Here is a 10,021-nt window from a genome sequence, read left to right on the forward strand (position 1 = left end):
CCATTGCCATAAATGCCTGACCGGCCCCGGCGGTGTTGGAGCCGGCAGCCTGCATGCCCTTGGCGATGGAGCTCTGCACATAGCCCTCCCGTACTGTGGGGTCGGACATCATTGCACCCTGATTGCGCATGTTGATGAGCGCCTTGCTCTCGTCGTCGTAGCTGATGCTTGCGATACCCACGGAGCTGATGTCCAGACCGCGTGCCTGTGTCCAGTCGGCATCCAGTACCGATGCCATGTACTTGGAGAGTTCCATGCTCTTGGACGGCAGGGAGGAGATGCGCACGCCGTTTTCGGACATCTGACCGATGGCGGTCTGGAGCGCCGTCAGGAACTCGGCGTTGAACTGCTCGTTGACCTCCTCGAAGTTCAGGTGCGATGCGTTGCGGGGCACAACCTCCATGAAAAATTTCAGGGGGTCGGTGATTTTGATGGAGTAGGTGCCGTGGCAGCGCAGGAACAGCTCGGAGTTATAGAAATTGTCAAAATACTGGAGTGCGTTGCGTGTGCCGAATTTGATGCCGCGGATCTCCTGCAGATTGATGAAGTAGACCTGCTGGGACTTTCCCGGCTGTCCGCCGAACTTGAAGCGCTCGAAGCTCTCCTTGACGGATGCTTTCAGCTCGCCGTTGAACATGGACGGAGAGGAGGAGAGGTAGACCTCATAGTAACCCTCTTCTGCTGTGTAGTCCATGATGCGTCCGCCGTCTACCAGCAGCATCATCTGGTTTGGCCCTACGACAATGCGGGAGCCGTTGGAAATGATGTCCGGTGTGCCCTTGCTGTTGCTGCCGCGCTTGCCGCGTGTGACCTGAACGCCCTTTGTCATGACTGTGGTGGGACCCATGTCACCAGCCTCGATGAATTCCAGCCAGGAATCTGCCAATGTGCCGCCGACTGCGCCGACTGCTGCACGAACAATACCCATAATTGATACCTCCATAAATTCGCTTGTATTGTGTTTTATCATATGCAAAAAAAGTGAAACAATCTCCAACAAAAAACATCAGTTTTTTTGGGTTTTGATTAAGACAATTATAGCATAAAGTGACGAATATGGCAAGCGGATTTTTTGGAATTCTGCAAAAAAGCTGAAAATCCGCTGTTTTTTTCGGCATACTGCTGGTATTTTTCGAAGCAGCAGAAAAAAGCTTGACAGAAACACGGATTTATGATATACTAAAAGAGTTCGAGGTGTAACTCAGTTTGGTAGAGTGCTTGCTTTGGGAGCAAGATGCCGCAGGTTCGAATCCTGTCACCTCGACCAGTGCATGATTTTTTCCAAATGAAGTGTTCGGATAATGTTTGCGGATATGCAAAGGCTGTGTGTTTTCAAAACCTGAGAGCGCACAGCTTTTATTTTGGCGTAAAAACAGCGCAAGGCTTGCCAAATGCGGAAATTTATGGTATACTGTTTTCAAAAGGAGTGTGATAGGACATGAATTGTCACAGATGCGGAAAACCTTTGGAGGATGGATCGCAATTCTGCGAGGAGTGCGGTGCACCGGTGGAATTTCCCCAGCAGCCGCCCATTCCAGGACAGGTCGTTCCGGAAAAGGCACCAGCGCAGGATAATACGATGAAAAAGATTGTGCTGGTGCTGGGCGCTGTCTGTGTGGCGCTGGTGGTTGCTGTTGTGCTGCTCCTGGTGTTTCGGATGCGAAACAATGCTGGAAAATCCGGCGAGTCGGCAGCAGTGCAGACGGTATCCGTGACGGAGGTGACTGCCGGAGAGACCACAAACGAAGCTGCCACCGAGGCAGTGGCAGCAGTGGCGGAAACTACCGCAGCACCGGCAACAGAAGCGCCGACACAGGCACCGGCGGAGACGGCAGCTGTGAAAAGAACGGCGGATTATTCTCTGTATCTTAGAGCCGTAAAGCAGTTTGTATTATCTGATCAGCTGATATATCGGGAGTACTATCTGTATGACATCGACCGTGACGGTGTGAATGAACTGATCGTGCAGTATGGAACCTGTGAAGCGGATGCGATCTATGCGTTCTGGCGAATCGATGACAGCGGAACGGGGATCGAAAAGCTGGAGGAATCCCCCGGCGGACATTCCTATCTCTGTTCACAGGACGGTGTGCTCTACACCAATTTGGGACATATGGGATATCAGTCTGTCAGTGCAGCTGAGCTGGTGAAAGAAAACGGCGTGTGGAAAATTAACTGGAGGGAAGTCTTTACGCAGGAGAACGTGCAGGATGTGGCGGATTACGCCGACTTCGGCCCGGCACTGCAGGGCTATGATCTGGCGAACACCGCACCGCTGGGCGGAAGCGACAACTCCCAAAGTGCGACAGCAGCAGCAAGCAGCAGTGCATACGCCATCAACGACAAACTGGGAGCCATGGACTGTCATAAGGGCGTTGTTTCCAGCTATACCACCGATTATGTCTGCAATGGCGGGGAGAAGGACACGGTACGGCAGAGCCTCGGCGATGGCTGGCACGTGACCGCCAAGTACAAATGCGAGTCATACGGCGTGACGTGGTACGAACTGTGGGATACGGACGACGGCGACTACTACGGCTGGGTGGATGAGGAATTCATTGATTTCTATTGATTCGAAGAAATAGGAAAGAGCGTGATAGGACATGAAATGCCGTAAATGTGGAAAACGCTTGAATGTTGGTTCTCAATTTTGCAAAGCATGTGGTGAACCAGTATTTTTAAATCAACAAGTTGAAGGAAAGGTTGTTTCTGAACCTGAAAAAGAAAAAACACGAGAACGGAACAGGAAAAAAATTGCGATAGTGTTAGGCGCAGTTTGCATTATATTAATTATTATTGTTCTGTTTCTAATGTTACAAAGGCAAAATAAGTTTGAAAAAACGAAGAAAGAATCTATAGTCGTACAGACAGTATCATCAACTGAGACTATGGCAATGGAGAATATTGCCGAAACAACGGCTATTTCATCGGAGCTTTCGACCCAAACAGAGTGTGATAATGTTTATTTTTTTGATGAAGGCAATCTGTTGACTGATTCGGAATTTTCTAAAGTCTTTTCTGAACTTCAGAATACGGCAGACAAAATTGATATGAACATTGGAGTGTGGATTGGTACGACAGAAATTGGGGATGGCAGTGATGCTGATACGGCTGATTTTTGTGACAATCAATACGATGACAGATATGGTATCAATACGGATGGTGTATTTCTTTATTTGGATATGTCTGGTGCTTCTCATCTGTATGATTATATTTCTACCAGTGGAAAGGGACAGTTTTATTATACAAATTCCAGTCAATTTAATCGTATTTCAGATATTTTCGCCAGTATGAATCCTTATTTGAAACGGGACAATGAAGATGTACCTAGTGCACTTCATGAGTTTTGCGATGATTTGGAGTACTATGCTGAGAAGGGAGCACCTAGTGATACCTATTATACTTATAATAGGAACAATGACAAATATTTGATTATGCAAGATGGCAAAGTAAAGGAAGTATCAGAGTTACCAGAGGAGTATACTATAGGAGATTAATAGAATTCTACGGCTGGGTGGATGAGGAATTCATTGATTTCTATTGATTCGAAAATGGAACACAAAAAATGCGCATGGACGCCGAAATTCGGTGTCCATGCGCATTTGCGTTTTTGGGGGATTTGGAATTACTTCTGCTTCTGATACCATGCGGTCAGCTCGTCGGCAGAGATGGCGCCGTTGAGCATCTTTCCCTCACGGATGTCTGCGTTCGGCGCACTGCCTTTCAGGGCAGCAGCCGTCTTGCCGAAGCCGCTTCCGCCGGAGGTGGCGAACAGGAAAATCTTCTTGCCGGAGAAGTCGCTGCTCTCCAGAAATGTGTTGATGATCGTGGGTGCAACATACCACCAGATGGGGAACGCCAGAAAAATGGTGTCATAGTCTGCCAGATTGCTGCACGGTGCAGCGATTTCCGGACGGGAGGACTTGTCCCGCATTTCCACGCTGCTGCGGCTGTTCTTGTCCATCCAGTTGAGGTCTGCCGGGGTGTAGGGCACCTTGGGGCGAATCTCGAACAGGTCTGCATCAAATGCCGATGCCAGCGCCTTGGATGCGTTTGCGGTAACACCGCTTGCGGAAAAATATGCAACTAAAATTTTGGACATCTCAAAAACCTCCAATTTATTTGCCGAAGGAAACCAGAAATTCTACGGTTTCCGGGTCGTAGTGAGAGAAGAAAGCGCTTTCGCTCTCGTCCAGCGCCTGCATGGTGTGCATGTCCTCCTCGGACAGCGCAAAATCAAAGACGTTGAAGTTCTCCGCCATGCGCTCCTTGTGGGTGGACTTGGGGATGACAACGACACCGCTTTGAATCAGGAAGCGCAGGATGGTCTGTGCCACGGTCTTTCCGTACTTTTCGCCCACTGCCTGAATGGTGGGGTTGTGGAAGATCTCTTTTCTGCCCTCTGCAAAGGGTCCCCACGATTCGATCTGTGTGCCGTACTTTTCCATGTACTTCCGTGCCAGCTTCTGCTGCTGGAACGGGTGGGTCTCCACCTGATTGACAGCGGGCTGCACCTTGACGAAATTGCTCAGGTCGACAAAGCGGTCCGGATAGAAGTTGGACACGCCGATGGCACGGAGCTTTCCGGCAGCATATGCCTCTTCCATGGCACGATAAGTGCCGTAGTAGTCGCCGATAGGCTGGTGAATCAGCATCAGGTCAATGTAATCCGTTTTCAGCTTGCGCAGGGACTCGTCGATGGATGCCTTTGCCTTTTCGTAGCCGGCGTTGGAGATCCAGATCTTTGTGGTGAGGAACAACTCCTCTCTGGGAACGCCGCACTTGGAAATGGCTGCGCCTACGCCCTCCTCGTTGTAGTATGCCTGTGCGGTGTCGATCAGGCGGTAGCCGGTCTGGATGGCATCCAGCACGCAGCGCTCACACTCCTCCGGTGTGACCTGATAGACGCCGTAGCCCAGAATCGGCATTTTTACGCCGTTATTTAATGTAACATATTCCATGGTTTCAATCCTCCAGTGCGTTGTAGATTTCGTCGGTCACCGGCTCCAGCCACTCGTTAGAGGTGTTCTCGCCGGGGCATTCCACTGCCAGATGGCTGAACCAGCTGTTCGCCTTGGCACCGTGCCAGTGCTTCACACCTGCCGGAATGGTGACCACATCGCCGGGCTTCAGGCTCTGTGCCGGCTTGCCGGCTTCCTGATACCAGCCCTCGCCATCCACACAGATCAGCAGCTGTCCGCCGCCCTTGTCGGCGTGGTGTACGTGCCAGTTGTTGCGGCATCCCGGCTCGAATGTGACGTTGGCGACGAATACGGTCTTGCCGGAATCGGTGAGGGGCTTGAGGTAGGAGTTGCCGGTGAAGTACTTGGCGAAGCTGACGTTCGGCTCCCCCATGCCAAAGAATCCGCCGTGCTCCTCTGCTTCGGTGTCGCCGGAGTAGACTTCTTTCGCCATGCGGAACGCTGCCCATGCGTTGGGCCAGCCGGCGTAGAATGCCACGTGGGTGAGAATCTCCGCCATTTCGGTGCGGGTCACGCCGTTCTGCCTGGCAGTGGTGAGGTGATAGACCAGCGAGTTGTCTGTCATGCCCTTGCTGATGAGTGCGGTAACGGTGACAATTGAGCGCATTTTCAGAGAGAGCTTGTCCTCTCGTGACCAGACCTCTCCGAAGAGCACGTCGTCGTTCAGCTCTGCAAATTTCGGGGCGAAATCGCCCAGACTATCTCTGCCTGCGGTTTGTTTTTTCATGGGAAACTTCCTCCGTTTCTGAAATGTTTAAGATTTTTCAAATCCTTTTGCGGAATCCTCCTGACAGTCGCTGGGCCATGTGAGCACGCCGGTTTCCACGGCGACCTCGTAGCGGTGAATCTTGTACGCCAGCCGTTTCAGCGTGGTGTCGATCTTTGCCCGCTGTTCCAGAAGTGACTCACGCTGTTCGGTGAGGAGCTGGAGTCTTGCCGGAATGGTGGTATCGCCCTCCTGTGTCAGCCGGACGTATTCGATGAGCGCTTCCACGGGCAGTCCGGCGCTTCGCATACACTTGGCGAGTTCCACCCAGCCCAGATCGTTCTCCTGATAATCACGGATGCCGCTGGGGGTTCGGGTGACCGGCGGAATCATGCCGATGCGCTCGTAATACCGCAGCGTGTCCTGCGAAATGTCGTAGAGTTCGCTGACTTCTTTGATGGTCATGTGCATCCCTCCTTTTCCGGATTTCTTGAAAATATTATACGCCTTAGAGTGCGCTCTAAGTCAAGACGTTTTCGGCAAAATCTGCGTATTTCACAAAAAATATGGGATATCCTTGTGGAAAGTGCGGACTGGATTCGACCATTGTTATTTTAGAAAGAATTATGATGTTTCTTGACTTTAAATTTTAAATATAGTATAATACGATTATAAATCACATTTTTATGGAGGCTTTAAAATGAAACATGACCACCTCGGTTTCCGCTTTTGTCCGTAAAATGAGTGAGAGCTCGTGTTCATAGGCGTCTATCTACGTCTTTTCGGCAAATTTTGTTGCATACTGCGTTAAAAATTCTTGCCATACGAAAGTATGCCTGCAAATTTTTGCCTTGTCTGCAAAAAAATTTGCTCGAAAATCCGCATATATTTCCTATGAACACAAGCTCTGAGGAAACGATGGCAGTGTTTGAAAAATGATTTGAATAGAATTGGAGCGGGAATCGCATGAATATAAGAAGTGCAAAAGAAAAAGACATCCCCAGAATCATCGAATTATTGGGGCAGGTACTTCAAATCCACGCCGATATCAGACCGGATATTTTTATTCCGAACACGACCAAATACACGGATTCTGAATTGCAGGCGCTGCTGAAAGATGGCCGGAAGCCCATCTATGTTGCGGTAAATGCGGAGGATGTGTGCGTGGGGTATGCGTTCTGCCAGCTGCAGGAGCAGCCCTTTTCGAACAATATGGTGCCGTTCCGCTCGCTTTTCATAGACGACCTGTGCGTTGACAAAGCCGCAAGAGGAAAGCACATCGGCGAGCGCCTGTTCGAATATGTGAAACAGGAGGCGAAAAGGATGGAGTGCTACGAAGTGACGCTGAATGTGTGGGCAGGAAACACTTCCGCAGAAGGATTTTATGAGAAAATGGGAATGAAAACCAAGGAGAGAACCATGGAATATATCCTGTAAGTTTTGGCGAATGCCGGCGCTCCGTTTTGTTCTGTGCGCCGGTTTGTGCTTTCCGCCAATGGGGATGCCGTTGTGGAAAGTGCTGAAAATGATGAAAAAACTCTTGACGCAGCATGGCGAATGTGGTATGATGTTATCGGAAGGAAAGCAGCGAGATTTCTTTGGAAAATTGGAATTCGTGGAAAATTTTTTTATTTTATTGAAATGGAGGGCATTATAGATGCAAATTAGATACGTAGAAAGTGATCGAAAGTCTGTACAAGGCAAAAAAGATGAGGTCTATAGAAAATATAGTAAAGAATGGAATATCAAAGAAATGGGTGGAGGTAATGGCAACTGGTTGCTGACTAAAAAAAGCGATGTACTTGTAGATGGAAAAAGTTATCGTGATTTTGTACTTGAGCATTATGGTGAATCTAAATTGACGCAAAAACTCGTTGATAGATTTACTCAGGATGTAGAATCCGGTAAAATTTCATTATGATATATGTTTTTTAATGTAGGCTTATAGGCATAGTTCATAGTATTATAATTTCCAATTTTCTAATTTTTGTTGGTTGCTAAAACACAGCACTGCTACTTCGTTGCGTTCTTTCCACCAATTTGATATATTAAAACAAACGAAACTGGGAGGTCTGACGGACAGAACGATTCTGGGAGGTCTGACGGATGGAACAATTGACATGGGAACAGGTCTGCGCTATGCTCCCCCGGCGGAAGCGGAATGCGCAGAAGGGCAATTTCGGACGGCTGCTCTGCATCACTGGCAGCGGCAATATGCCGGGCGCCTGTGCGCTCTCCACAACGGCAGCCCTGCGCAGCGGTGCGGGACTGGTGACTGTTGCCACAGCCGCAGAGAATCCGGCACGCCTTGCATCGGCAATGCCGGAGGCGATGTGGCTCCCGATGCAGACGGACGGGGGCGGTTTTTTGCGGTGTCGGGAGAATCAGGCGAAGCTGGCACCGCATCTTGCCCGTGCCAATGCCGTGCTCCTCGGCTGCGGGCTGGGGGTAACAGAACACACCCGTGCACTGGTGGCGTGGGTGCTGGAACAGGCGGCGTGTCCGGTGGTGCTGGATGCTGATGGTCTAAACTGCCTTGGCGACTGCATAAGTATAGACAGACGAATGGGGACAGACTGGATCCTGACACCGCATCCCGGTGAGATGGCTCGTCTGACGGGGCAGAGCATCGGGCAGATTCAGGGAAACCGCACGGCATGCGCCACGCAGTTTGCCCGGAGGTATCCGTCTGTGACGCTGGTGCTGAAAGGTGCCGGAACGCTGGTGGCGCAGGGCAGCCGGCTGGCACAGAATCCCACGGGAAATCCGGGGATGAGCCGTGGCGGAAGCGGCGATGTGCTGGCTGGCATGATTGCAGCGCTGGCAGCACAGGGACTTTCGCCGTGGGAGGCAGCGTGTGCCGGGGTGTACCTTCACGGGATGGCTGGCGATGCCGCAGCGGCGCAGTTCTCCGAACAGGCAATGCTGCCGCGGGATCTGCTGGCGTGTCTGCCGGAGGTGTTCCTGCGGCTGGAGCGGTTTCGGGATCAGCACGGAACCGGCTGATAAAAACGTCCCCTTCGTATCTAGAATATGGAGGCGTTTTCTATGCAGAAGCGAAGAATTGGTGCAATGGGCGGATTCCTGCTGGTGGGAGCTGTGCTGCTCTCCGGATGCAGCAGTCCCGTGGGCGGCGAGACCGGCGCAGCGCAGAAGCTGAGCGGCAGTTTTACCACGGAGATGACCATGAACATGGAGGAGCAGACCGTTTCCGGCACGCTCTCCCGTATGGGCGACGGCATGTGGAGCGTCAGCTTTGCAGAGCCGGCAACGCTGGCTGGGGTGGTGCTGGACTTTTCCGGCGGTGAGGTGACAGCATCGTATCAGGGGCTGGCGTTTTCTGTGCCGCAGACGGCGATGCCTGCCAAGTCCATTCTGAGCAGTCTGATTCTCGTGGTGGACGATCTGGCGAAACAGGAGCACATTTCCGGCGAAAAGGACGGGGACTATGTGTCCGTGGAGGGTGAGCTGGAGGGCAGTCCCTACCTGCTGCGGCTCTCCGTCGGCGGCGAACTTGCCGGATTCGAGATGGACAATATGGACACCGTGCTGACGTTCACAGACTTTCAGGAGGGCGGTGTTCCGGTGGCAACCCCCACAGAAACGGAGTGCGTGTCGTCCTCAGAGACACTCTAACTTTTATTCCAAGCAGCAAAAAACCTGTTTCCCATTGCGGCAGTGTGCCGGAGGGAAACAGGTTTTTGAAGTTTTATGCGGAAAATATGAGGACAGTCTCTTATTGTGCAGCGGGCTGTGCCGTGATTTGCGGACGGTTGAGGATCTGCATGAACTCCTCGCCGGTGATCGTCTCGTGCTCGTAGAGGTACTTGGCGATCTCGTGCAGCTTCGGGGTGTTTGCCTGAAGCAGTGCCGTCGCACGGTTGTACTGTTCCTGAATGATCTCGGAAATCTTCTGGTCGATGCGGGTCTGGGTTTCCATGGAGCAGCTCAGGCTGGCATCGCCGCCCAAATACTGATTCTGGGTTGCCTCCATGGTCACCATGCCGAACTCATCGCACATTCCGAAGCGGCTGACCATGGCGTGTGCCAGTTTCGTCGCCTGTTCGATGTCGTTGGATGCGCCGGTGGTGATCTCCTTGAAGATCAGCGCCTCGGCAGCTCTGCCGCCGGTAAGGGTCGCAATCTTGTTTTCCATCTCGGTTTTGGTCATGAGGAAGTGTTCGCCCTCCTCCACCTGCATGGTGTAGCCCAATGCGCCGGAGGTGCGGGGAATGATGGTGATCTTCTGCACCGGTGCGGACTGGGTCTGGAGCGCAGCCACCAGTGCGTGTCCCACTTCGTGGTAGGAGACTGTGAGCTTTTCCTTATTGGA

At 51.6% G+C, this 10,021-nt stretch carries 12 protein-coding genes, 1 tRNA gene and 1 pseudogene; 8 read left to right on the plus strand and 6 right to left on the minus strand.

Annotated features, from left to right (window positions below):
* On the minus strand, positions 1-928 hold a 928-nt coding region (locus QZL66_RS07800), incomplete at its 3' end, for an SPFH domain-containing protein (RefSeq protein WP_293601993.1).
* Positions 929-1,190: 262 nt separating this feature from the next.
* Here QZL66_RS07800 and QZL66_RS07805 point away from each other — a divergent pair.
* The 3 genes from QZL66_RS07805 to QZL66_RS07815 all read left to right on the plus strand — a co-directional run bounded on the left by QZL66_RS07805 (position 1,191) and on the right by QZL66_RS07815 (position 3,497).
* A tRNA-Pro gene (locus tag QZL66_RS07805) sits at positions 1,191-1,267 on the plus strand.
* 171 nt (positions 1,268-1,438) lie between these two features.
* Positions 1,439-2,572: a zinc ribbon domain-containing protein gene (locus QZL66_RS07810; protein ID WP_022411170.1), complete on the plus strand. Its 1,134-nt coding sequence runs from the start codon at positions 1,439-1,441 to the stop codon at positions 2,570-2,572.
* 31 nt (positions 2,573-2,603) lie between these two features.
* Entirely contained in the window at positions 2,604-3,497 is an 894-nt protein-coding gene (locus QZL66_RS07815; RefSeq protein ID WP_022411171.1) for a zinc ribbon domain-containing protein, read from the plus strand.
* 128 nt (positions 3,498-3,625) lie between these two features.
* Here QZL66_RS07815 and QZL66_RS07820 read toward each other — a convergent pair whose 3' ends face one another.
* The 4 genes from QZL66_RS07820 to QZL66_RS07835 are packed head-to-tail and all read right to left on the minus strand — an operon-like array spanning position 3,626 to position 6,153.
* Entirely contained in the window at positions 3,626-4,102 is a 477-nt protein-coding gene (locus QZL66_RS07820) for a flavodoxin (RefSeq protein ID WP_022411172.1), read from the minus strand.
* A 16-nt stretch (positions 4,103-4,118) separates the two neighbouring features.
* Positions 4,119-4,961 carry an aldo/keto reductase gene (locus QZL66_RS07825; RefSeq protein ID WP_022411173.1) on the minus strand — a complete coding sequence of 281 codons (843 nt, stop codon included), beginning with the start codon at positions 4,959-4,961 and terminating at the stop codon, positions 4,119-4,121.
* Positions 4,962-4,965: 4 nt separating this feature from the next.
* The gene (locus QZL66_RS07830) at positions 4,966-5,709 is read right to left on the minus strand and encodes a carboxymuconolactone decarboxylase family protein (protein WP_022411174.1); all 744 of its coding nucleotides are present in this window, start codon (positions 5,707-5,709) and stop codon (positions 4,966-4,968) included.
* Between the two features lie 27 nt (positions 5,710-5,736).
* Positions 5,737-6,153 (minus strand): MerR family transcriptional regulator, encoded by a 417-nt coding sequence (locus QZL66_RS07835; protein WP_022411175.1) that lies wholly within the window; start codon positions 6,151-6,153, stop codon positions 5,737-5,739.
* A 501-nt stretch (positions 6,154-6,654) separates the two neighbouring features.
* Between QZL66_RS07835 and QZL66_RS07840 the strand changes: the two genes are divergently transcribed.
* The 5 genes from QZL66_RS07840 (at position 6,655) to QZL66_RS07860 (ending at position 9,324) form a co-directional block, all read left to right on the plus strand.
* Complete coding sequence (locus tag QZL66_RS07840; RefSeq protein WP_022411176.1) at positions 6,655-7,125, plus strand: GNAT family N-acetyltransferase; 471 nt, start codon at positions 6,655-6,657, stop codon at positions 7,123-7,125.
* Positions 7,126-7,197: 72 nt separating this feature from the next.
* A complete protein-coding gene (locus QZL66_RS07845) occupies positions 7,198-7,356 on the plus strand; it encodes a hypothetical protein (protein WP_293601997.1) in 159 nt (52 codons plus the stop codon).
* Complete coding sequence (locus QZL66_RS07850) at positions 7,346-7,609, plus strand: hypothetical protein (protein ID WP_022411177.1); 264 nt, start codon at positions 7,346-7,348, stop codon at positions 7,607-7,609. The genes QZL66_RS07845 and QZL66_RS07850 overlap by 11 nt, the downstream gene beginning before the upstream one ends.
* 185 nt (positions 7,610-7,794) lie before the next feature.
* The gene (locus QZL66_RS07855; RefSeq protein WP_022411178.1) at positions 7,795-8,694 is read left to right on the plus strand and encodes an NAD(P)H-hydrate dehydratase; all 900 of its coding nucleotides are present in this window, start codon (positions 7,795-7,797) and stop codon (positions 8,692-8,694) included.
* A gap of 42 nt (positions 8,695-8,736) precedes the next feature.
* The gene (locus tag QZL66_RS07860) at positions 8,737-9,324 is read left to right on the plus strand and encodes a hypothetical protein (protein WP_022411179.1); all 588 of its coding nucleotides are present in this window, start codon (positions 8,737-8,739) and stop codon (positions 9,322-9,324) included.
* Positions 9,325-9,424: 100 nt separating this feature from the next.
* Here the strand turns inward: QZL66_RS07860 and QZL66_RS07865 are convergent.
* Positions 9,425-10,021: pseudogene (locus QZL66_RS07865) on the minus strand (cell division protein FtsH); the annotation flags it as partial.

The organism is Ruminococcus sp. CAG:330 (assembly GCF_000437175.1).
Taxonomy (GTDB): Bacteria; Bacillota; Clostridia; order Oscillospirales; family Ruminococcaceae; genus Ruminococcus_C.